We start from the raw sequence: 23,243 nt of genomic DNA, 5'->3' as shown, positions 1-23,243 counted from the left end.
GCTAGCTAGATTAATTATTTTCTAAAGAATTCTCCCACTTACTTACGACTGTGGTAGCCAATGTGTTTCCTAAAACATTTGTACCAGTGCGAAACATGTCGCAAAAGTGGTCTATTGGTAGGATCAAAGCAATTCCTTCAGCCGGTATTTTAAACATTGCCAGGGTTGCAGTAACCACTACCAGCGAAGCTCTTGGTACACCAGCAATGCCTTTACTTGTAAGCATGAGTACTAACAGCATAGTTATTTGTGTGCCCAAATCGAGATGCACGCCATAAGCTTGGGCAATGGCAACACTGGCAAAGGTCATGTACATCATGCTGCCGTCGAGATTGAAAGAATATCCTAGCGGGAGTACAAAAGCGACAATTTTATCTTTACAACCAAACCTCTCCAATTCCTCGGTTAGCTTAGGAAATACAGCTTCACTGCTGGTAGTGCTAAAGGCAATTAAGAGCGGACCGGAAATTCGTCGTAGTAGGGCGGGAAGTCTTTTACCTAACACCAAAAACCCTACGCTTAACAGTACCACCCACAGCAATACAATTCCTAAAATAAACTCACTAAAGTAGAGCCCGTAAAACTTAAATATTTCCAATCCGTTCGTAGCAATGACGGCAGAGATAGCCCCAAATACTCCGAGAGGTGCAAAGTTCATCACATAGGTGACCATCTTTAATATAACATGAGCAACAGCATCTAAACCTCTGATTACAATTTTTCCATAATCACCAATGGCCGCTGTCGCTACGCCAAAGAAAATGCTGAAGACTACCAGTTGCAGTATTTCGTTTCCAGCCATTGCCTCGAACACACTTTTAGGAACCACATGCTCCACAAAGTTTTGAAGCGAGAAACCTGTTGTTTTTCCTATTAGGTCTTTCGCTGCATCTGCGTTTGGAGTACCAAGGTGAATACCTTCTCCTGGCTTGAAAAAATTTACCAGCACCAGTCCCAACAGAAGCGAAACAAGAGATGCAGTCACGAACCAAAGTAGTGACTTGCCACCAACTCTACCAACCGTCTTCAAATCTCCCAGTTTAGCGATACCAACCACCAGAGTTGAAAACACCAAAGGGGCAATGATCATTTGCACAAGCCGTAGAAATACAGTAGTTAAGATTTTTATATTGGTGGAGAAAGTAGCTCTCGTTTCAATTGGCGAATAACGGTTAATAAGGTAACCGGTACAGATGCCAAGAGCCATAGCAATCAAAATATAAAGAGTAAGGTTACTTTTAGGCTGCGGCGAGGCATTAAGCATTAAAGGCAGTTTGTTAGTGGTGCAATATAGTACTTATACCTAAACGCGATTAAATGCAAAATGGTTAATAGCAATAAAATTTATTGAGCCGTCAACCCCACAATTCATATTAAAATATTTGATATCAAAATTCGAAATTTCGACACTATTAACCATGGCGAGGTTTTATTGTTTAGAGATGATGCAGAACCTTGACTTTCATGCCTAAACTTCTTAAATATTTAAAGTTGCTTTTAAATAAATCGCTATTTTTCCGGCTAAATAAAACCTATAACTAAAATATCATTATGAGTCTGTTTGTAAGAAAACCAATGAATGTGTTACTAAATGAAGCGCAGGAAACAGGTACTCACACCCTTAAACGAACATTAGGCGCAGGTGGACTTGTAGCACTAGGAATAGGAGCAATCATTGGTGCCGGATTATTTTCAATTACAGGTATGGCTGCTGCTAACCATGCAGGTCCGGCTATTACTATCTCTTTTGTTGTTGCCGCTTTTGGCTGTTTGTTCGCTGGTCTTTGTTATGCAGAATTTGCGTCGATGATACCGGTTGCGGGCAGTGCTTATACTTACTCATATGCGACCATGGGAGAATTCATCGCCTGGATTATTGGATGGGATCTTGTGTTAGAATACGCAGTAGGTGCAGCAACCGTAGGCATCAGCTGGAGCCGATATCTTATAAAATTTTTAGAAGGATTTGATGTCCATCTACCAGTCTCTTTAACCCTCGGCCCTTGGGATGGAGGCATCATTAATCTTCCTGCTGTCTTCATTATAGTTTTAATGAGTTTACTACTAATAAAGGGAACTAAAGAAAGTGCACTGGTTAACGCAATCATCGTTGCATTAAAAGTGGCGGTTGTATTAGTATTCATCTTTCTAGGCTGGAAATACATAAACAACGATAACTACAATCCGTACATCCCTGATAATACGGGCAAGTTTGGCGAATTTGGATTTAGTGGAATTATCAGATCAGCTGCCATAGTGTTCTTTGCTTATATAGGTTTTGATGCAGTAAGTACGGCAGCGCAGGAAGCAAAAAATCCGAAGAAAGACATGCCTTGGGGAATATTAGGGTCCCTGGCAATTTGTACCGTACTATATATATTGTTCGCCCATGTTATGACCGGGGTAACTAGTTATTCAACTTTTGCCGGTAAAGATGGTATTGCGCCAGTTGCACTTGCCATCGACAAGATGGGTACGACAAACGCTGCCGGTGTTATAACGCCTGATTATCCATGGTTAAACCGTGCGATTATTGTCGCTATACTTGCAGGCTACTCTTCCGTTATACTTGTTATGTTAATGGGACAGAGCCGCGTTTTCTTCAGCATGAGTAAAGATGGATTAATCCCTAAAATTTTCTCTACTGTTAATCCTACAACACAAACCCCTGCAAAGAACAATCTATTGTTTATGCTATTCGTAAGCCTCTTTGCAGCATTCGTTCCTGCAAGAGTAGTTGGAGAGATGACCAGTATTGGAACCCTGTTTGCGTTCATTCTTGTTTGTATAGGTATTTGGGTAATGCGCAGAAAGATGCCTGAAATACCAAGAGCATTTAAAACGCCGTTAGTTCCTTTGGTTCCTATTCTCGGAGTCTTTACGTGTCTGTTCATGATGGCATTCTTGCCGATGGATACATGGATACGTCTCCTGGTTTGGATGCTAATCGGGATGGATATTTACTTGGCCTATGGAGCGAAAAACAGTCATTTGGGTAACGGTACTACCACAAGAAAAGGCATGAAAGTGGCCCGTTATACAGGTCTTGTTTTAGCTGCTCTACTAATTGTTGCAGGTCTTCTGCATCAGTATGGTGTCGGCTTTGACGAAGACAGAACCTTGCTTTATATCTCGATCGTATTTGCATTGGTTCACTTTTTTGTATTTGCTAACAGGCTTGGAAGGCCCGAACCAATAGACGATCACGAACCAGCCAATCCTCTAGAGGAAAGAATTTAAATACAGTTTGAATAAAATAAGAAGCCTTTCTGTAAACAGCAGAAAGGCTTCTTATTTTTAGGTTGGCGGGCTGATTCGGTTCTCTTAAATTTGCCACATTTCAATTGAAGACTCTTGGTACCCAGCTTAGGATCCTTAATCATTCTTTTCTTGCGTCGCACTCTTCAACTACTTAACGTTTGATGAACAAAGAATGGCAGTACAAGTGAGTGACACAACGAAAGCCCGGTAAAGAGAAAAAGCAAATCCAGAAAAAAAATTATCAAAAGTGAATTCATAATTATGGGAAGAATATTTGAAGTTCGGAAGTCGACCATGTTTGCACGTTGGGATCGCATGGCTAAACAATTTACCCGTATTGGAAAAGAGATCGCGATTGCTGTAAAGGCTGGCGGCCCAGACCCTGCAACTAACCCTGCTTTGCGCAGGTGTTTTGCTAATGCCAAAGGTGTAGGCATGCCCAAAGACCGCGTGGAAGCTGCGATAAAAAGAGCGCAGGGTAAAGACATGACCAACTATGAGGAAGTGATTTATGAAGGTTACGCCCCTCATGGGATTGCAGTGCTGGTGGAGACCGCAACTGACAATCCCACTCGTACTGTTGCAAACGTGAGAATGCATTTTAGAAAAGGCGATGGCAGTCTTGGTACCAGCGGTTCGGTTGCGTTTACTTTTCACCGGATGGGCGAATTCAAAATAAAAAATGAAGGCCAGGATCTCGAAGAACTTGAGCTTGATATGATTGATCATGGTTTGCAGGAAATAGGCGAAGACGAAGAAGGCAACATTGTCTTAAGAACAGAATACGACGATTTTGGAACTATGGCAAAAGCACTTGAAGACAAGGGCATTACGCCCATATCGTCAGAGCTTACCCGAATTCCGACAACAACTGTTGAACTTCCCGAGGAACAGGCGAAGGAGGTACTAGAATTAGTAGACAGGTTGGAGCAGGATGAAGACGTTCAAAAGGTGTATCATAATCTTAAATAGGGCTTTTATGTGATGTGCATCAAAACAATATTAGACAACTGTTGCGTCGCACACTGCCTCTTTTGCTCATCTTCAGCTGCAATTGCACAGCTTCTTATAAGATACAAATAGCGTTAACTTTGCTGGCCAGATCAATCTGGCCTTTTTTATGCCTCTTATAAACAACGATCAGCATCCCGTTATTTTGTTTGATGGTGTTTGCAATCTCTGCAGCAATGCCGTGCAGTTTGTTATAAAAAGAGATAAAAACGCCTGTTTTAAATTTGCCTCGTTACAATCTTCTTTCGGGCAAAATTTGCTGAACCAGTATCACCTTCCAACAACAGGCTTCGATTCTTTCATACTACTTGAAAACGAAACTATCTACACAAAATCTTCAGCAGCGCTAAGAGTTGTTAAGCAGCTGTCAGGAGCATGGCCCTTACTGTATATTTTTTCAATCATCCCCGCTTTTATCAGGAACACTGTTTACAACTTTATTGCCCGTAACCGATACAAGTGGTTTGGCAAAAAAGAAAGTTGTTGGATTGCTTCCCCCGAATTAAAAAACAGGTTCTTGGATTAGCGCTAAGCAACATTTCCAATACATTTTACTTCTTACTTTATTGCACCAGAATTTGATTCTTCCAAATATTCTATCGCAACACTTTACTCCATTTATTTCTGAAAATCTTCTGTAGCATTCTACAAATGCTACCATCCAATCTTTTGTCGAAAAGCAAAATGCCTATTATTTCCTCCAAACTATGTAAGAACGTAGTTCCTTAAAATTTAAATATCAATTATGAAAACAATGTTTACTTCCAGAAGATGGGTTTACATGCTTGCTTTTCTTTGCTCAACATTATTCAGCTACTCCCTGAGCGCACAGAAATCAGCAGCAAAGTGTGAAGACTTCACTGCAAAAGTTACCAATGGTTCTGTCCTCAACCTTTGTAGTGGCTCATCAATCTCACTGGCAGCAGAGCCTGCAATTTCAGGTTACACTTTTCAATGGCAGGTTCAAACCAATGCAGGGGGCCCTTTTATGAGTATTCCCGGAGCTACCGGCGCTACTTATGCAGTTAATAATCTCGGAGCTTATAGGGTGTACATTACTACCGGATCTTGCGTTGACACTTCTGGTATTACTTCTGTTATCAGGATAACACCTGAAGGAGGAAAAATTGTAGCAGCAACAAAAACAACCATTTGCCAGGGCGAGCCTGGTGGACTGATTGAAGGAAACCAGGTGCCTGGAGCAGATGTAGGAATAATCACTTACTCGTGGGAAAGAAATGAGGCCAACAGCGGGTGGACCACTATAAATGATGCCAGTACGCAGAACTTTACTGCAACACATATTTTCAAGACAACTTCTTTCCGCCGCGTTTCAAATGATAATTGCGGTAATAAAGCTTATTCGAATATTGTTACTTTATTAACCGCTCCCGATGTTATATCAGGATTGATTAGTCCCAAGTCTCAAACAATTACGGCTGGAGCAACACCTTCAACAATAACTTCAGGGAGCGCCCCCAGTGGAGGCAGTGGTAGTTTTTCTTATCAGTGGCAATCGTCGCTATACGAGAATGCAACTTTTACCAACATTGCAGGAGCCACTTCAGCAGATTATTCTCCAGGGCCTTTAACCCAAACAACCTTTTATAAAAGAATAGCTACAGATCTAAGATGTTATACCACTGCAGCAACTTCGGTAGCAACAATTTTCGTGGTTAATGCGCCCCTTCTGCCCGGTACTTACACCTTAAACTCTAGTTGTTTTTATAAGGATTATCCTCTAACAACTCCCATACGGCTGACAACAAATAATGCTCCTACTGGTGGTGTTCCCCCTTATAAGGTAGAGTGGCAATCAAGCACGGACGATAAAAATTTTGTTATCATTCCAAACCAATCAGGCGGGGTATACGAAGTAGGGCCTTTGACACAATCTACTTATTTCCGTAAAAAAGTTACCGATGCAGCAGGCAGCATTGCATATACAGGATCAGAAAAAATAACAATGGTTGAAACTCCACTTACAGGTGGTTCAATTAAGGCAGCCAGCAACGTGGCATGTCTTGGCTCCTCTCCTGCTGAAATTTCAAGTACAGGCTCTCCTACCGGTTATGGGGAGGGATTGTATTACCAGTGGCAGTACATGAACACTTCTTCAGGGGGATGGAAAGACTTCGTTGGACAAATACGGGCAAGTTTTACACCTGAACCAATAACAGAAAAAACCACGTTTAGAAGATTGGCGATAGACCAATGTGGTGCAAACAAAAGAAGCGTTGCGTCTAACGAAGTGACAATAGATATACGACCAGCACTTATCGCCGGAGATATAGAACCAACGTCTCAGACTATTCGTTCCGGAAGAACACCTGTTCCGCTGAAGTCAGTTGCCGATCCTTCCGGCGGTACGGGTTCTTATACTATTGCCTGGGAAAATGCAGATCTTGCTGTAGGGCCATGGGCAACCATTCCTTCACAGGTTGCAGTAAGTTATCAGCCACCTGCACTTACTAAATCTGCTTATTACAGAAGAGCGGTGACTGATAATAATTGCCTTGCCACTAAGTACACTTATGTAGTAGAGGTATATTTAAACACTGCGCCTCCAATTGATCCATGTCACCTTGGTGGTTCACAGTGCGTTTTCCCAGGTCATAAGCCGGGTGCAATTGACGGAGGTAATATGAAAGTTACAGGCGGGGTCCCTCCATACACTTATACCTGGGAAACAAAAGCAATTACAGCAGGTTTATGGAAAGTAATATCTGGAGCTACATCTGAAGGCTATCAACCAGAAAGCATTAGCCAAAGCACTCAGTACAGAAGAAAAGTTATTGATGCAGTAGGAGACTTTGCTTACAGCGATCCTTTCACCATTGAATACCACACGGCAGCATTAGTGCCCGGCAGTATCGCTATAAAATCTTCACATATTGTTTGTGCAGGTTCTGCTGCTGGTTTGATTGAAAGTATCTCTGGTGTTTCCGGTTACGGAGAAAATCCTTTATATCAATGGCAAATGAAGAAGGAAGGTGGTGACTGGATAAATATTGCTGGTGCAAATGAAGAAACCTACCAGCCTGTTAACATAACAGCAAGAACTTATTTCCGTAGAGTGGTAACAGATGCTTGTGGTGGTGTAATTCGTACAGCCACTTCAAATGAAGTCATATATGATTTGCCGGTAATGGTAAAATTGCATGCTGGCCTGGTTGACGGTCCTTTCATTACCTGTGCAGGTACAGCGCCTGGTACAATCAAAAGTGTTTTGGATGCATGTGGAGGTGGAAGCAGCCTTCATTATCGTTGGGAAATGCTACAAGGCGGTTCATGGCAAATGATTGCAGGGGAAACTTCAGCTAGCTATACTCCCGGCCCAATTAACGAGAACACTACCTACAGAAGAAGAGTGTATGATGATTGTGGCAATCTTGGATTTAGTAATGCCGTTGAAATATTTGTGTATCCGCCTATCGAACCAGGCGTAATTGGCACTGCTACACAGCTAGTTTGTTTGAACCAGGCTCCAGAAAAGATTAGGTTGATGACCAATTGCCATTATACTGACGGGGCGGTTACTTACCAATGGCAAACCTCTACCAGTACAAGTGGAGCATGGAGTAATATTACCGGCGCAACTACTTCGGAATACCAACCGAATGCTTCCCCTGTAAACATGTATTTCCGTTTGATGGTTAGAAGTACTACTTGTGCAGCCGTTGCTTATACTAACGTTGCTTCAGTCTTAGTAAATACCGGATGCAGTGCAGCAAACGCCCGCGTTACCCCGACATCATCTGAAATAAAGGTTTACCCCAATCCATTGACGGGAAATTCTATTAAAGTTGAAGGTGATTTAAAGGGTAAGGTTAGCGTAAGACTGCTTAATGCTGAAGGTCGTGCAATACCAACTACAGTATCACAGCAAGGATCAGGTCTGATGAATGTGTTCATACCAGGGGTTCGCTCAACGGGAGTTTATGTCTTAACTATTGCTGATGAGAAAGCAAGCTGGACAAAAAAGATCGTTATTCAATAGAGAAAATTTTTGAACAAAACCAAGAGAGCGTGGTGTACAACCATGCTCTTTTGGTTGTATGTAAATGGTAAGAAAATGCAAATAATGGTAATAAAAATTTGTAATTCTTATTACTTACTGCTACCTTCGCCGTCCTTAAAAAGAAAATTATGGCAAACCATAAAGCTACAAAGAAAGATGTGCGCCAGGCGGCAAAACGTAGAGATCGTAACCGTTACTATGGTAAAACAACCCGTAACGCTATTCGCGATATAAAAGAAATTACTGAACCAGGAGCGTTTACCGAGAAAATGCCTGATGTGGTTTCTATGATTGATAAATTAGCCAAGCGCGGAGTTATTCATAAAAACAAAGCATCTAACTTAAAAAGAAAACTAGCCAGAAAAGTACCGGTAACTAAGGCAGCTTAGTACTTGCATTTCTATCAATATCATCTATAATTAATCCCGCTAATGCGGGATTTTTTTATTGTCATTTGATAAACTCTTATGCCTGGTAGTTCGAAACTTTTTACAACTCCTTTACAAAATAGCCAAAACCCGGCTTGGTATGAATAAGCTTAGTATCGAAAGGCTTGTCTATCTTATTTCTCAAAAAGCTTATATAAACTTCAATAGTATTGGTGCCTGTATCGAAGCTAAGTCCCCAAACTTTTTCGAGAATATCCTGTTTTGAAATCACCTTGCCTTTTGATTTGGCAAGCAGTGCAAGTAATGCAAATTCCTTGGCGGTTAAGTTAATATTGGTTTCTCCACGAACCACGGTCTTGTTAAGTAAATCAATTTCCAGGTTCGAGATATTTAATTTGTCTGTTGGCTCCGCACCAGGTTCTGATCTTTTCAGAAACACTTTGATCCTCGCAAAAAGTTCGTTGAAATGAAAGGGCTTTACAATGTAGTCATCAGCACCTAGATTAAACGCGTCCATCTTGTCGCTTATCTCGCCAAGTGATGTCAGCATAATAATAGGAATGCTTTTTTTTGCTTCCCGAAATTCTTTGCATAGGGCTAAACCGTTTTTATAGGGAAGATTAACATCAAGCAGCACCAAAGAATATTGGTGTTCTTTAAACAGTTTTTCTGCAACAAGTCCATCATACGCTACATCCGTTTGGTATCCCTCTCGTGTAAGTTCTTCCTGAACGATTTGCCCTAACTTCGGCTCATCTTCCGCTAAAAGAATTCTATGATTTAACTCCATTTCTTTTAATAAAATTATAAGGACAAATTAATGAAAAAAACTTTCTTAATTGTAGCTATATTATTACTTACACTACAATCGAAGTCACAAAGACTAACTACAACATTTGAAACAACACAAGGAAGACAGACCACAACTTACTCCGAATGTATAAAATATTATGAAAAGCTTGACGGAAATTTTAATTCGATTTTAATCAAAAAAATTAATGTAACAGATGCGGGCTACCCGCTGCACCTGGTTTTATTTTCAAAGGATAACAACTTCGACATCGAAAAATGGCAAAAAGAAAAAGTGATCATACTGGTTAATAATGGCATTCACCCGGGCGAACCTGACGGAATAGATGCGAGTATGATGTTGGCCAGGGACCTGGCTACAGGAAAAATTAATGCTCCCGAAAATATTGCCATAGCATTTATTGCAGTATATAACATCGGCGGAGCACTTGACCGGAACAGCTTTTCAAGGGTTAACCAGGACGGACCTGGAAGCTATGGCTTTAGGGGAAACGCACAGAACCTCGACTTAAATCGAGATTTCACAAAGAACGACTCGCGTAACGCACGCGCTTTTGCAACTATATTTCATCTTCTAAAGCCAACCATTTTTATTGATAATCATGTAAGTGATGGTGCCGATTACCAACATACAATGACCTTGCTTACAACGCAGCATAACAAATTAGGAGGAACCGTCGGTGAGTTTCTTCATTCTACTTTTGAGCCAGCACTGTTTAAAAACATGGAGAAGAAATCATGGCTCATGTGCCCGTATGTAAATTTTGAAGACGGAAGTCCTGAAAAAGGATGGGTTGCTTTTTACGATCCTCCAAGATATAGTTCTGGCTATACAAGTTTGTTTCAAACAATAGGTTTTGTTCCTGAAACTCATATGCTAAAGCCGTTTAAGCAAAGAGTTGAATCCACTTACGCATTGATGGTAGCAATGATTGAGGAAAGTTCGAAAAAGGCCCCGGAATTGTTGAAAGCTAAAAGGTCTGCTGAAAAAGCAGTTTTGCAACAAACACAGTTCCCGTTACGATGGGTGGTGGATAGTAGCAGGTGCGACACGATCCATTTTAAAGGATATGCTGCTTCTTACAAAACAAGTGAGGTCACTGGCCAGCAGAGATTGTACTACGATCACTCAAAGCCTTTTGAGAAGGAAGTTAAGTTCTACGATTATTTTAGAGGTGTAAATATTGTTTCGGCTCCAAAGGCTTACATCATTCCGCAAGGATGGCACGAAGTAGTAGATATTTTAAAGTTGAATAAGGTTCAAATGGCGCGATTAAATAAAGACACGTCGATTGAAGTCGAAACATATAGAATTGAAGATTATAAAAGTGCTGCAAGACCTTACGAAAAACATCATAAGAACAGCGACGTGGTGGTAAGCACTAAGAATGTTGCGATGAGATTTTTAAAGGGTGATTATGTTATTAATACAAATCAGGCTGCTAAAAGATATCTCGTAGAAATGCTTGAACCTACCGGTGATGATAGCTTTTTTTCATGGAATTTCTTTGATGCAGTGTTGCAGCAAAAGGAAGGCTATAGCAATTACCGCTGGGAAGATGTAGCCGCACAATACTTAAAGCAGCACCCTGAATTAAAACAACAACTGGAAGAGAAAAAGAAAAATGATCCCGCGTTTGCAGCCTCAGCAAATGCCCAGTTGAATTTTGTTTATAAAAACTCGCCGTATTATGAGCCTGAACATATGAGATATCCTGTTTACCGACAATTATAAACCGTTTAGCTTACTACTCGCTACTGCAGAATTGACACAAAAAGTACAAGAGTGCGACGCAATGTGCGCTTAATAGCAGCAACAAAGCCGGGTTCAACAACAATGTTTAAGTACATCCCGAATTGACATAAAGCCTATTTAGCCCCAAATAAAAAAAGGATGCAAAAACAGCCTTTTTAAAAAATTGTAAACTTTTAAGCCTATTGACTCCTATTAACAGAACCACTTCCGGCGATATGAGAATCGACAGTCGCATTGCCTTTATACTTCACGTTTCCACTTCCTGCAACAGACGCTTTTAACCTGTTATCGACAAACAGGTTGGCATCTCCTGATCCCGCGATTGACACTTCAGCATTTTCTGCTTTCAGATCGCCCCCGTCATAATTTCCACTTCCTGAAATATGAATTTCAACATCCTTTGTCTCTCCTGCAATGTGAAGGTTGCCACTTCCTGAAATATGTGTTTCAACTTTCGGAGCATTAATATTTGCAGTAATGTCGCCACTTCCGGAGATGCTAAAAGAAGTGTTATTGTCGGTAGAAAACTTCGAATTGCTTTTAATATTACCACTACCACTAACATTAAGGTCTGTAATCTCGGGCGTAGTTACATAAACCTTTATCGGCTCGTTTGTACTGATGTTTATATTATCCCTGGTTTTAATTTCAAGCCAATTATCATCCATCACCGTTTCTATGTATTGAAGTATGTTATCGTCGCCTTCTATCTTTAACGACGTTGGTCCCTGCTCTATGTACACGTCCATGTCGCCCATAACTTTTATCTTCCTGGCCTCACCAACCTGTCGGTTTTCACTTTTTATGTTACCACTTCCCTTAACCCGTTCTCCCATATTTATACAGGAGCCAAAAAGCATTGCTGCAACAAAAGCAGCGTAAATTCCTTTTTTCATATCAATTAGTTTGTAGCACGAAAATTAGATAAATGATTTAAGAGTTTGAATAATTAAAAGACATATTTCCGCTAAACGGAAAAACAGCGAGCTACACTTTTTTTAATACCTGCATTCGTTTGCTATAGCTGCGTTGTTGCGTCGCAATCACTTCATCTGCATACCCTTTATCAACGGTAGCTTCTATTGCCGCAGGTACCCTAAGTCCCGCAGGTCTAACAGCTAGTAAAATAAATTACCTTCGCACGAACTTTTAGTCTTGACCGCAAGGTTATTTTTATTCTTATGAGCGAAAAAATTCTCATTCTTGATTTTGGCAGCCAGTACACCCAGCTTATTGCCCGTGCAGTGCGTGAGGCTAACGTATACTGCGAAATTGTTCCGTACTACAAACCTTTTGTTTTCGATTCTTCTATAAAAGGTGTTATTCTTAGTGGCTCACCGTTTTCTGTAAATGAAGAAAACGCGCCGGTAGTCGACGTAAGATCTTTTAATGAACAACTACCTGTACTTGGGGTTTGCTATGGTGCCCAGCTAGCTGCAAAACAATTTGGAGGCAGAGTTGAAAAAAGCAATAAAAGAGAATATGGAAGGGCTCAGTTGCAAATTCAGCAACAGCACGACGTTTTGCTTGAAGGCATTTCGAGCCATTCACAAGTTTGGATGAGTCATGGAGATACTATCCTTTCTCTGCCTGAAGATTTCGAAATTTTAGCAACCACAGATTCAATACCAGTTGCCGCATTCAGAAAAAAAGCGGATGATGGCCATCCACTACATGCACTTCAGTTTCATCCGGAAGTCTATCATTCAACCGAGGGGAAAAAAATAATCTACAACTTCCTTGTGAATGTTTGTGGTTGCACCCAAGACTGGACTCCTAATGCATTTGTGCACGAAGCGATTGAAGCCATTAAACAACAAGTTGGCGACGGGCAAGTTATTATGGCCCTTAGTGGTGGCGTGGACAGCACCGTCGCTGCTACTCTTATCAGCCGTGCAATTGGAGATCGCCTGCATGGAATTTTTGTAGACAACGGTGTTTTAAGGAAAAACGAATTTCAACAAGTACTGGACACATATAAAGAAATTGGTCTAAATGTAAGAGGCGTTGACAGAAAACAATTGTTTTACGACGCGCTAAAAGACAAAGTCGATCCCGAAGAGAAAAGGAAAGCAATAGGCAAACTATTTATAGATGTTTTTCAGCAGGAAGCATCAGATCTTACTAATATCAGTTTTCTCGGACAAGGAACTATATACCCGGATGTGATAGAAAGTGTAAGTGTGCATGGTCCTTCGGCCACTATCAAATCTCACCACAATGTTGGTGGACTGCCTGAGAAAATGCACCTGAAATTAATCGAACCTCTCAAATACCTTTTTAAAGACGAGGTACGAAAAGTTGGCCTTGAACTAGAAATTCCGCACGACCAGTTATTCCGCCACCCGTTTCCGGGTCCTGGTTTGGCCATACGAATCTTAGGCGAAGTGACTGCTGAAAAAGTTAAACTTTTACAGGATGCGGATGACATTTACGTAAGGGCGCTGAAAGAAAATAAGCTCTACTCCAGCATTTGGCAGGCGGGCTCCATTCTGTTACCTATAAAAAGTGTAGGTGTTATGGGCGACGAACGAACGTACGAGCATACGCTAGCACTGCGTGCGGTAACCTCAGTCGACGGAATGACTGCTGACTGGGCACACCTGCCTTACGATTTCCTCGCTCACATATCCAATGAAATTATTAATAATGTGAGAGGCATCAACCGCGTGGTCTACGACATTAGCAGTAAACCACCTGCTACAATCGAATGGGAATAGGCACCAATTTTGCAAAACATCAAAAAATTATTTTTATTAATGTCCAGCTTTTATCGTTTCGTTTTACTTACTATTTCTACTCTTTGTATTGTTGCACAATCTCATAGTCAGTATTATGATACGTCGAAACCTGTGAAAGTAGCAGTATTCATTCCTTTGTATGCTGATGATGTTTTTAATGGCACTTCCTATATTCTCGATAAAGAAAATCTCCCTAAAAATGTCCTGCCCGGGTTGGAGTTTTACAATGGAGTAATGATGGCGATTGATAGCTTAAACGCCGAAGGAGCAAAGGTGGAAATTTCTATTTACGACCTGAAGCAGAATAGTAAATCGCTGAGTGCATTGTTGAGATCGTCTGAGTTAAACAATGTAGGTCTTATCATTGCTGCAATCACTAACACTGCAGAACTGAAGTTATTCGCGGATCAGGCGTTAAATAAAAACATACCTCTTATATCTGCCACTTATCCCAACTATGTGGGCGTTAGTCAAAATCCTTTTTTTGTAGTGTTAAACTCTTCCTTTCAGGCCCATTTGCAAGGTTTGTACAAGCACATGCAGCGGTATTATGGCTCTCAAAATATTATCGCAGTAACTAGAAAAGGAGCAACGGAGGATTACGTGAAAAATTACTTTACGACGTTAAATAAGTCCGCACGTCCAGGGCCGTTGAAACTGAAATGGGTAACTGTTGATGATGCCTTTTCAAATATTAACCTGTTGCAAAACAATCTTGACAGTACAAAAAACAATGTTGTCTTTGTAGCGTCTCCGCTTGAAAGGTTTGGGTTAAACGTTGTTGAGTCACTTAGCCTTAATGATAGTTACCGCACAACCACTATTGGCATGCCCACATGGGATAACATTAAAGAACTCGACAAACCCAAGTACGGCAATATAGAAATTGTGTTTTCCACCCCGTTTTTGTATTACTCGCAAAATCAAAGTTTAAGCTCTTTGATTAACAAAAGATATAAAGACAAATACTACAGTCGGCCAAGCGACATGGTCTTTAAAGGTTTTGAGATGATCTACCATTTTACGAAGCTGCTGGATAAACACAGAAATAACCTGGTCAATAATTTGTCTGATAAAAGCTTCACACTTTTCAACCAGTTTATGTTAGAGCCCGTGCGCCTGAAAAGTACGAGCGTAAAGCCTGACTTTCTTGAAAACAGAAAATTGTACTTTATTAAAAAGCAGGGTGGAAACGTTAAAAGTATCATTTAGCAAAAGCTACCTACTCCCAAGCTTTGTAACATTATTATAGCAATTTTTTAATTGCTGGTAATTTTTGTTGTCATGATTTGAACTTCATTCAATATCGTTGTGTCACTCTCTTTTGCGGTAAATCTTTATTGAGCCCAGTCAATACTGATCGCCTCACAATTAGTTTTTTTTATTACAGTAATTTGCAACCGTTAATACTGTAGCACAAAAAAATGAAATACTACATCATCGCCGGCGAGGCGAGCGGCGACCTGCACGGTAGCAACTTAATTAAGCAATTACATCAACTCGATCAATCAGCTGACATCCGCTGTTGGGGAGGGCAAATGATGGAGGCAGCGGGTGCTACGCTTGTAAAAGATTACAAAGACCTTGCATTTATGGGGTTTGTAGAAGTTATCATGAATTTGCAAACCATTCTTAAAAACATCAAATTCTGCAAGCAGGATATCCAGTCGTTTCAACCTGATATTTTAATACTGATTGACTACCCCGGCTTCAACATTCGTATTGCTGAGTGGGCGAAAAAAACAGGGATAAAAACGGTTTATTACATATCACCGCAGATATGGGCCTGGAAGGAAAATCGAGTTCATACCATCAAAAAGTATGTAGATAAAATGCTGGTGATTTTGCCTTTTGAGAAAGACTTTTACAGCAAGTGGGAATACAAAGTCGAGTACGTGGGCCACCCGCTGGTAGAGGTGATAGAAAATTTTAAAGCCACTCATACAACACCACTAGGAGGAGAGAAAATAATCGCTCTACTTCCCGGCAGCCGTAAACAGGAGATTAACAAGAAGCTACCGGTAATGCTGGAGGTAAGTAAAGCATTTCCAGAATACCATTTTATTGTAGCAAAAGCACCGGGTCAGGAAGATGCCTTTTACAAGCCTTTCCTTGCACCTTATACAAATGTCTCGGCATTAGCAGGAAAAACTTATGACCTCCTCAATTGCGCAACCGCTGCGCTTGTAACAAGTGGCACTGCAACTTTAGAAACTGCGTTGTTTGAAGTACCCCAGGTAGTCTGCTACAAAGGCAATCCCCTCTCGTACCAAATTGCAAAAAGAGTAATTAAAGTAAAGTATATCTCGCTCGTTAACCTGATAATGAATAAGCCTGTAGTCAAAGAACTGATACAGGATGAAATGACAACCGAGAATTGTATTGAAGAATTAAGAAATCTGCTTCAAAATCCTTTAAAGCAACAGCAGCTGCAGGAAGATTATAGCCGATTGAAAAATCTTTTGTCAAAGGGTGGTAACGCCTCAGCGAACGCGGCGGAAATAATATACGCGTTTGTAAAAAGCTGATAAAAGAATATCTGTACAAGTGAGTGACACAACGAATGTTGCCTGAAGTTTAATTGTCGGCAAGAAAATACTTCCCCCAAAATCTAAATTTTAACTAAAAAAAAATGGCCTCCCCGTGGAAACGGGGCGGCCTCTAACGATTGCTTGCCATATGAAAATCTTCGAATACTTTATATTTGCGCTGACTGTTACAGCTTAGTTCTTTAACAAGAAGAAAAAGTGTTATTTTCCTTTCTTGTGCTACAAATGTAGCTCGTGTTTTTACGTCAGATAAAACATCTTAGTTGTTGTTTTATCATGGCAAGAAGGTTAAGAAAGTTGTTAAAAGCTTTGCCAGTACGACGTTTCACTATAATTATTAAATGATGCCCAACCGATATTCCGATACTTTATTTCAACTCATACACTCACTCGAAAAAGCAGAGAAAAGAAATTTTAAACTTTATATTAAAAGAAGTTCAGCCAAAGAAGACCTGAAAATTATCCAACTGTTTGATGCACTTGATAAACTTCACGAATATGATGAGAAACTCCTCCTAAAAAGACTTCCTTCCATAGAAAAGCCACAACTGTCTAATTTAAAAACCCATTTGTACAAGCAGGTACTTGCCAGCTTACGTTTACTGAAAACAAGCGAAAACATAGATCTTCAACTACACGAGCAATTAGACTATGCGCGGATTCTATACAATAAAGGTTTATACCTCCAAAGCCTAAAAATATTAGAACGGATAAAAGAACTGGCTCGCTCATTTAACCAAGACAGTTTTTTAATACAGGTTATATCATTAGAAAAGAAGATTGAAACACTGCACATCACACGCAGTATGCAGGACCGTGCAGACAGATTGACGGCCGAGGCAAACGAGATAAATGATAGAAGAAGAGTTATCACACAACTTTCTAATCTCGCCTTGCAATTATATAGCTGGTATATTAAAAACGGTCATGCAAGAAACGAAGAAGACGAAACAGGGGTCAAGAAGTTTTTTACTGAAAATCTTCCGGCCGATGCACATAAGCTAACCGGTTTCTACGAAAAATTATACCTCTGCCAGAGCTATTGCTGGTACGCGTTTATTCGCCAGGATTTTCTCATGTATTATCGTTATACACAGAAGTGGGTAGACCTTTTTAATGAGCAGGAATTTATGATTAGCGTAGAGACCGGCCACTACATAAAAGGAATGCATAACCTGCTAAATGCACATTTCGACTTGCGAAATTTTAAAAAGTTCGATATCACCTTACAGGAGTTCGAAAAGTTTGCTGCGACTGATCCATCTATGCACCACGACAATTTCCGCATTCAGACTTTTGTCTACATATACAGCTCTAAACTTAACCAGCATTTTATGATGGGCACGTTTAAGGAAGGCCTGTCACTGGTGCCGTATATAGAAGAAAAGCTGCACGAATATGCATTGTTCATCGACCCTCATCGTGTGCTGGTGTTTAATTATAAGATTGCCACTTTGTACTTTGGCAACGGCGATTACAGTACCTCGATCGACTACCTTCAAAAGATCATAAACACCAATGCAGATTTAAGAAACGACCTGCAGTGCTACGCCCGACTCGTGCACCTGATGGCTCATTTTGAGTTAGGGAACTTTGACATTATTGAGTACCTCATAAAGTCTGTTGTACGCTTCATGGCGAAAATGCAAAATCTTACCGTTATCGAAGAGGAGATGTTCAAGTTTTTGCGCAGCACCTTTCATATCTCAAGGAGAAAGCTGCAGCCTGAGTTTGTAAAGTTTCTTAATAACATAAAACAGTACGAAAAAAGCCGATTTGAGACTCGCTCATTCGCCTACCTCGACATTATATCGTGGGTAGAAAGTAAAGTTTATGGAAAAACAATGAGCGAAATCATAAAAGAAAAACATGTAAGCAACCGAAGGAAATCAGAACAAAAAACGAACATGGTTGCGATGGATGTGTAGGCTATCGCTCTAATTTAAACCCAGGCTCAACAGCAGGACGTTTGTTTGTATTGGCTACTTTCCAACCTGTTCGATACATCCAATCAGTCATCCTTTTCAACTTCGCGTAATCAATTCTTGACGCTTCATCCATAGGTGTATGATAGTCAGGATGCAAGAGCGTGGTAAAGAAAATAGCAGGATAACCGGCACGGGCATAAGGCAAATGATCGCTTCGGAAGTACCAACCTTCAACATGTGTGGGCTTATCCCATAAAGTATCCAGTTTAAATTTCGAACCTTCATTGTTTGACTGCATAGCCATATTGACCAACTCAGTAGAATTTTTATGAGGCGCTTGAGCTCCCAACAAAGCAGCACTATCGGGGTTATTCCGCCCGATCATATCACCGTTTAAAACAGCAACAATAGACGTCTTAGGAACGGTGGGATGCGAAGCGTACCACTTAGAACCAAGCAGCCCGCGCTCTTCGGCTCCATGCCATACAAATAACGCTGACCGTTTTCCCGGATTTGCTTTGAATGCACGTGCGATTGCCAGCAAGGCAACACTGACCGTGGCGTTATCATCTGCACCGTTATAAATAGAATCGGTGCCGTAAGCCAATCGAACGCCATCATGATCCTGGTGTCCGCTGAACAAAACATATTCCTTAGAAAGCTCCTTATCGCTGCCCTCAATTTTACCTATAATGTTTACTGAAGGGTATTCAAAATGTTCAATGTTAATAGTAGCATTTAACATAGCCCCTTCGTTCTTAACACGATTAATATCGCTTCCATGCAACCAGAAGACAGGAATACTGGAAGCGGCAACTGTGTTTGGTCCGCCCTCAATGTCATACAGACCTCTTTGCATCGCAGGCAATACCTGGTTCCAGCTTTGTTCTCCACGTTCATCTGTAATCAAAATAATAGCGGCAGCACCACGATTAATCAAGTCTGTTCTAAATTTATTCAACACGTAGCCCATGTATCGTCTTTCCCATAAAGACACATCCAGATTAATTCCTTCAGGCGAGGCTTGTATTGCCACAGCTTTACCCTTTACATCGGCTTTATCAAGATCTGCTTTTGCACCATTGCTAACAAAAACAACCGGTGCTGAAACCTTTGCAGGCGTAGTGATGGCTACCAACACATTTTTCCATAGTTGCAAAGAGTCGTTGCCTATAACAACACTTGAGTTCGCTGCAATGCGATTTCGTTTTAAGGAAAAGAACTGAAAATAGGTGCCGTCCTCTCCTACCGGTTTCAAACCTGCGGCGCGCAATTTTTCTGCCCACCACATCGACACCTTTAATTCATCGAGGGTTCCGGCTTCTCTTCCTGCAAAATGATCACTCGCCATTTCATACAGATCCTTTTTTAAGTCACCTTCTTTAATCGCCGATAGAGCTGGCGGTACAAGTGTACTTCTATTTGTTTGCGCATAAGTTGTCGTGCTGATCGCGAAAAAGACAATTGACAATACTTTCATTCTCATGTGTGATACTTGTTTGTGGAAGATGACCCAAAGGTAAAAGAGTATTTCAGAGGATGAGGAGATCGGCGGTAAAGAACTTTCACTACCTCCGGAATGAATAATGCGAATTGGTATGACAGTAGTTTGAAAATATCTTTATCGTCTTATAGAATAAACTGCTTCAAAAGCTTCAAACAACTCATTCATGTATTTGAATACACTGAAAAACAAAAACCTTTACCTATTACCATTGATAGCTGTTGTGTTCGGTTATTGTTCCAGAGGAACTATTCCAACAAAACAACAACTTATCGGAGACGAAGAATATTTGTACATCGCTGACCCTACAATATTCTACGACAAAGGAACCTACTACTTGTACGGAACAGGAGGAGTGCGATACAATGAAGGTTTTGCGGTGTATTCTTCGAAAAATCTAAAAACATGGAAAGGACCAGTTGGTGAAAAGGAAGGCTACGCCCTTCGTAAAGGAGATGCTTTTGGAACTGCACAATTTTGGGCGCCGCAGGTATTGAGGTATAACAATCAAGTTTACATAACATATGCCGCTAATGAGCATATTGGTATAGCTGCAGGAAGCGGCCCTTTAGGTCCTTTTTCATCCACCATTTTGAAGCCTATAGCTGAAGACACGAAACAAATCGATCCCTTTATTTTTATAGATGATGATGGCAAAAAGTATATGTACTACGTGGTTGTTGCAAATGGAGGTAATAGAATTTATGTTGCGGAGATGAGTGACGATATGCTATCCCAAAAGAATGAAACAGCAAAGCTTTGTATAGAAGCGGACACGCAGTGGGAAAACACGGCCAAGGATAAATGGTCAGTAACTGAAGGCCCTACAGTTATAAAACATAAGTCCCTTTATTACCTCATCTATAGCGCCAACGACTTTAGAAGTATTGATTATGCAGTAGGCTACGCCACAAGTGCAACACCTTTGGGTCCATGGAAGAAATACGAAAGTAATCCTATCATCCACCGTTCTGTTACCGGCCAAAAAGGAAGCGGTCATGGCGATATCTTTAAAGGCAGTAAAGAGCAATTATCTTATGTTTTTCATACCCACAATTCTCCCGACAAAGTAGCACCCCGTAAGACTGCTATCATGGGGATTAAGTTTGTCACAGATAGCAAAAGTGGTGTTGATAAATTGGTGGCAGACTCTGCATCATTTCGTTTCTTACGGCAGTTGAAGTAAGGGCTTAAAGACATGAAACTAGTTTTAAAAAAATTGACAAGCAGGGGAGCAAGTTTTTTATATTACATAAACTGTGAAATGCCACATTGGACGCCAGCCTTTCAAACGGGAGGAATATAATTTATCAGGCAGTTCAATACCTAACATTCAAGGTGTATTAACTCCTACTTTTCAATCTGAAAGCTTCCTTTAAAAAACTGCCTGTTTAATTTCTGTGTCTTTTATCAGCCATGCATTTTTGAGTCTTGCATTTGTGCTCGCCAATGCGGCAGCATTACGAGTTGACGTATAGACGGTCTTCAAACCAGTCAACGACCAGCCGTTGTTGGGATTTATAGAAAGGTCTTTTTTAAAAACTTCCTCCGCCATTGTATACTTTTTTGCTTTAAGCAATACATTTCCTAAATACTGTCTTGAGGGCAGTAACCAATCTCTTGGTTCATTATAGATCAGTTTATCTTCAGCATCTACGGCCAGTTGAAAATGAGTTATGGCAGTTGTATAATCGTGCTGCTCTTCCGCTATTATGCCCATTAGCAATTGCTCGGCAATTACAGCAGAGCTATAAGCTGAATTAAAGGGGACAAGAGGCTCTTTTAATGTTTCATTTTTCATCTTCAACTGCAGTGCTATTAACGATGCTCGAGCTTCTGATAATTTATTTTTTCTTGCAAACGCTACTCCTCTTGCAAACTGCTGCAATAGTCCTGTATAGGGCAAAGAGTCTACAATGGAGGTGGTTAAAATTTCGTCCCATTTTCCAAACCTGACATCAGTAAAAAGCTTTGATTGATCGAGGTATTGTACGAGGTTTCCCAGTGCACCGGGTATGGTTAGATAAAACGCCGGAATTTGCTTTGATAGTTCTTTCGATCCATCCATCGCCTCTTTATAATTCCCCGCCATTTGTGCACAATTCAATTTCATATGCAAATTGTGTAAACTATACAATGCAATATTTTCAGTAGTTGGTGCAAACGATGCGCTGTATTTAGCATAACCTTCAACCGCTTTATCATTTACCTGGATGCCTTTGTTATAGTACCCTGTACGAATAAAAATGTGGGAAGGCATATGCGTAATATGCGAAACACTGGGCATGCTTTCCGACAGTAACTCGGCACTCCTTAGAGCATCGGCTGGCCTTGAAGAAGCTTCAACTGCATGAATAAAATAATGATTAGCGCCAGGGTGTTTTGCATTTAAAGTAAGAGCTTGTTTTATCACCTGTACTAGTTCGGGCGTCCATTTTTTAGGCTGGTAATTGTGGTCATATAAATCCCACGGATGCAACAACATTAGCGCATCAGCATACAACGCATTTACATCAACATTGCTGCTGTGCGCTTTATAAACTTTAGCCATCTCATCTCTATAAAAAACATTCAGTTTAGACTGATCTGTTGCTGTATCCCTACTATATCGAACTGCGATAGCATCAATCAAATCCTTTTCGAGTTGCAGGCAATTGCTGGAAAGCTGCTTTGCCTTAACTGCTGAAGAATAAGCTTCAGAAGGCCGCTGGTAACCAAAGTCATTTATGTTCGGTCCAAACGCTAAAGCCTTACCCCACCAGGCCATTGCGCAGGTAGAATCGAAATAAATTGCTTTCTGAAATGACGCCCTTGATTCTATAATATGAAAGGCATAATACATATTGATCCCCTGGTCGAAATAAAACTGCGCGCTGTCGGAAGCTGTTGTGATCTTCCATGAGTAATTACCCCAACCTGATAATGCCGGTATCATGTCTTCGCCTGTCGGAATATATAAGGGAGAGCATCTGATACTAAAGGCTTTCTGTCGAAGTATACTTTGAATAGTTTGAGGAGTATCAACTTCTTTTAACTGTGCCTTTTTAAAAGCTGCAGCAGAAATGAATGCAGCAATTACCGTCAGTAATATGGGCATTTTTCTCATATAAAAAATTATAGGTAAGAAGACTAAAAGTTAGCAAACTAAGCTTGGATGTGCAAGAGGTTCAATTCGCATTTCTTCTATTAAGTACTTTTTTGGCCCAAAATCATTTAAACTAAAACTTCGGGAGGAAGGCAACAAAGAATAAATGCATTCCGCTTTTATGCCTC

General features: G+C 40.6%; 16 protein-coding genes. 11 read left to right on the top strand and 5 right to left on the bottom strand.

What is annotated here, in order from left to right; genetic code table 11:
• Positions 1 to 10: 10 nt before the first annotated feature.
• A complete protein-coding gene (locus SAE01_RS03635) occupies positions 11 to 1,264 on the bottom strand; it encodes a dicarboxylate/amino acid:cation symporter (protein ID WP_147202301.1) in 1,254 nt (417 codons plus the stop codon).
• Positions 1,265 to 1,551: 287 nt separating this feature from the next.
• On the opposite strand from SAE01_RS03635, the gene SAE01_RS03630 reads away from it, so the two are divergent.
• From SAE01_RS03630 to rpsT, 5 genes are all read left to right on the top strand, one after another.
• Positions 1,552 to 3,240 (top strand): amino acid permease, encoded by a 1,689-nt coding sequence (locus SAE01_RS03630; protein WP_147202300.1) that lies wholly within the window; start codon positions 1,552 to 1,554, stop codon positions 3,238 to 3,240.
• Between the two features lie 282 nt (positions 3,241 to 3,522).
• Positions 3,523 to 4,233 carry a YebC/PmpR family DNA-binding transcriptional regulator gene (locus SAE01_RS03625; RefSeq protein ID WP_147202299.1) on the top strand — a complete coding sequence of 237 codons (711 nt, stop codon included), beginning with the start codon at positions 3,523 to 3,525 and terminating at the stop codon, positions 4,231 to 4,233.
• A gap of 148 nt (positions 4,234 to 4,381) precedes the next feature.
• A complete protein-coding gene (locus tag SAE01_RS03620) occupies positions 4,382 to 4,798 on the top strand; it encodes a thiol-disulfide oxidoreductase DCC family protein (RefSeq protein ID WP_147202298.1) in 417 nt (138 codons plus the stop codon).
• A 219-nt stretch (positions 4,799 to 5,017) separates the two neighbouring features.
• Positions 5,018 to 8,272: a T9SS type A sorting domain-containing protein gene (locus SAE01_RS03615; protein WP_147202297.1), complete on the top strand. Its 3,255-nt coding sequence runs from the start codon at positions 5,018 to 5,020 to the stop codon at positions 8,270 to 8,272.
• A 149-nt stretch (positions 8,273 to 8,421) separates the two neighbouring features.
• Complete coding sequence (gene rpsT, locus SAE01_RS03610; protein WP_147202296.1) at positions 8,422 to 8,682, top strand: 30S ribosomal protein S20; 261 nt, start codon at positions 8,422 to 8,424, stop codon at positions 8,680 to 8,682.
• 100 nt (positions 8,683 to 8,782) lie between these two features.
• Here rpsT and SAE01_RS03605 read toward each other — a convergent pair whose 3' ends face one another.
• Positions 8,783 to 9,472 carry a response regulator transcription factor gene (locus tag SAE01_RS03605; protein WP_147202295.1) on the bottom strand — a complete coding sequence of 230 codons (690 nt, stop codon included), beginning with the start codon at positions 9,470 to 9,472 and terminating at the stop codon, positions 8,783 to 8,785.
• Between the two features lie 30 nt (positions 9,473 to 9,502).
• Between SAE01_RS03605 and SAE01_RS03600 the strand changes: the two genes are divergently transcribed.
• Positions 9,503 to 11,227, top strand: a complete 1,725-nt coding sequence (locus SAE01_RS03600; protein ID WP_147202294.1) for a M14 family metallopeptidase — start codon at positions 9,503 to 9,505, stop codon at positions 11,225 to 11,227.
• A 200-nt stretch (positions 11,228 to 11,427) separates the two neighbouring features.
• Here SAE01_RS03600 and SAE01_RS03595 read toward each other — a convergent pair whose 3' ends face one another.
• Positions 11,428 to 12,144 carry a head GIN domain-containing protein gene (locus SAE01_RS03595; protein WP_147202293.1) on the bottom strand — a complete coding sequence of 239 codons (717 nt, stop codon included), beginning with the start codon at positions 12,142 to 12,144 and terminating at the stop codon, positions 11,428 to 11,430.
• A 285-nt stretch (positions 12,145 to 12,429) separates the two neighbouring features.
• Here SAE01_RS03595 and guaA point away from each other — a divergent pair, with 285 nt between their 5' ends.
• The 4 genes from guaA to SAE01_RS03575 all read left to right on the top strand — a co-directional run bounded on the left by guaA (position 12,430) and on the right by SAE01_RS03575 (position 18,466).
• Entirely contained in the window at positions 12,430 to 13,968 is a 1,539-nt protein-coding gene (gene guaA, locus SAE01_RS03590) for a glutamine-hydrolyzing GMP synthase (RefSeq protein WP_147202292.1), read from the top strand.
• A 39-nt stretch (positions 13,969 to 14,007) separates the two neighbouring features.
• Complete coding sequence (locus tag SAE01_RS03585; RefSeq protein ID WP_147202291.1) at positions 14,008 to 15,201, top strand: ABC transporter substrate-binding protein; 1,194 nt, start codon at positions 14,008 to 14,010, stop codon at positions 15,199 to 15,201.
• A gap of 212 nt (positions 15,202 to 15,413) precedes the next feature.
• On the top strand, positions 15,414 to 16,517 hold the full coding sequence (gene lpxB / locus SAE01_RS03580; protein WP_147202290.1) for a lipid-A-disaccharide synthase: 1,104 nt from the start codon (positions 15,414 to 15,416) through the stop codon (positions 16,515 to 16,517).
• Between the two features lie 362 nt (positions 16,518 to 16,879).
• Positions 16,880 to 18,466 carry a hypothetical protein gene (locus tag SAE01_RS03575; RefSeq protein ID WP_307725112.1) on the top strand — a complete coding sequence of 529 codons (1,587 nt, stop codon included), beginning with the start codon at positions 16,880 to 16,882 and terminating at the stop codon, positions 18,464 to 18,466.
• A 1-nt stretch (position 18,467) separates the two neighbouring features.
• On the opposite strand, the gene SAE01_RS03570 is transcribed toward SAE01_RS03575, so the two are convergent.
• A complete protein-coding gene (locus tag SAE01_RS03570; protein ID WP_218029077.1) occupies positions 18,468 to 19,946 on the bottom strand; it encodes a M28 family peptidase in 1,479 nt (492 codons plus the stop codon).
• Positions 19,947 to 20,136: 190 nt separating this feature from the next.
• On the opposite strand from SAE01_RS03570, the gene SAE01_RS03565 reads away from it, so the two are divergent.
• Positions 20,137 to 21,156: a glycoside hydrolase family 43 protein gene (locus SAE01_RS03565; RefSeq protein WP_147202288.1), complete on the top strand. Its 1,020-nt coding sequence runs from the start codon at positions 20,137 to 20,139 to the stop codon at positions 21,154 to 21,156.
• Positions 21,157 to 21,345: 189 nt separating this feature from the next.
• Here SAE01_RS03565 and SAE01_RS03560 read toward each other — a convergent pair whose 3' ends face one another.
• Positions 21,346 to 23,067, bottom strand: coding sequence for a tetratricopeptide repeat protein (locus tag SAE01_RS03560; protein ID WP_170234067.1), 1,722 nt, complete (start codon positions 23,065 to 23,067; stop codon positions 21,346 to 21,348).
• Positions 23,068 to 23,243: the final 176 nt, after the last annotated feature.

The sequence above is a fragment of the Segetibacter aerophilus genome (assembly GCF_007991655.1).
Taxonomy (GTDB): Bacteria; Bacteroidota; Bacteroidia; order Chitinophagales; family Chitinophagaceae; genus Segetibacter; species Segetibacter aerophilus.
Note: the sequence above shows the minus strand (reverse complement) of the source record. Positions and strands in the feature narration are given on the sequence as shown.

What these genes read in the sequence shown, in the direction of transcription:
- SAE01_RS03635 (WP_147202301.1), bottom strand. Translation starts at nt 1,264, where the DNA reads ATGCTTAATGCCTCGCCGCAGCCTAAAAGTAACCTTACTCTTTATATT.
- SAE01_RS03630 (WP_147202300.1), top strand. Translation starts at nt 1,552, where the DNA reads ATGAGTCTGTTTGTAAGAAAACCAATGAATGTGTTACTAAATGAAGCG.
- SAE01_RS03625 (WP_147202299.1), top strand. Translation starts at nt 3,523, where the DNA reads ATGGGAAGAATATTTGAAGTTCGGAAGTCGACCATGTTTGCACGTTGG.
- SAE01_RS03620 (WP_147202298.1), top strand. Translation starts at nt 4,382, where the DNA reads ATGCCTCTTATAAACAACGATCAGCATCCCGTTATTTTGTTTGATGGT.
- SAE01_RS03615 (WP_147202297.1), top strand. Translation starts at nt 5,018, where the DNA reads ATGAAAACAATGTTTACTTCCAGAAGATGGGTTTACATGCTTGCTTTT.
- rpsT (WP_147202296.1), top strand. Translation starts at nt 8,422, where the DNA reads ATGGCAAACCATAAAGCTACAAAGAAAGATGTGCGCCAGGCGGCAAAA.
- SAE01_RS03605 (WP_147202295.1), bottom strand. Translation starts at nt 9,472, where the DNA reads ATGGAGTTAAATCATAGAATTCTTTTAGCGGAAGATGAGCCGAAGTTA.
- SAE01_RS03600 (WP_147202294.1), top strand. Translation starts at nt 9,503, where the DNA reads ATGAAAAAAACTTTCTTAATTGTAGCTATATTATTACTTACACTACAA.
- SAE01_RS03595 (WP_147202293.1), bottom strand. Translation starts at nt 12,144, where the DNA reads ATGAAAAAAGGAATTTACGCTGCTTTTGTTGCAGCAATGCTTTTTGGC.
- guaA (WP_147202292.1), top strand. Translation starts at nt 12,430, where the DNA reads ATGAGCGAAAAAATTCTCATTCTTGATTTTGGCAGCCAGTACACCCAG.
- SAE01_RS03585 (WP_147202291.1), top strand. Translation starts at nt 14,008, where the DNA reads ATGTCCAGCTTTTATCGTTTCGTTTTACTTACTATTTCTACTCTTTGT.
- lpxB (WP_147202290.1), top strand. Translation starts at nt 15,414, where the DNA reads ATGAAATACTACATCATCGCCGGCGAGGCGAGCGGCGACCTGCACGGT.
- SAE01_RS03575 (WP_307725112.1), top strand. Translation starts at nt 16,880, where the DNA reads ATGATGCCCAACCGATATTCCGATACTTTATTTCAACTCATACACTCA.
- SAE01_RS03570 (WP_218029077.1), bottom strand. Translation starts at nt 19,946, where the DNA reads ATGAAAGTATTGTCAATTGTCTTTTTCGCGATCAGCACGACAACTTAT.
- SAE01_RS03565 (WP_147202288.1), top strand. Translation starts at nt 20,137, where the DNA reads ATGTATTTGAATACACTGAAAAACAAAAACCTTTACCTATTACCATTG.
- SAE01_RS03560 (WP_170234067.1), bottom strand. Translation starts at nt 23,067, where the DNA reads ATGCCCATATTACTGACGGTAATTGCTGCATTCATTTCTGCTGCAGCT.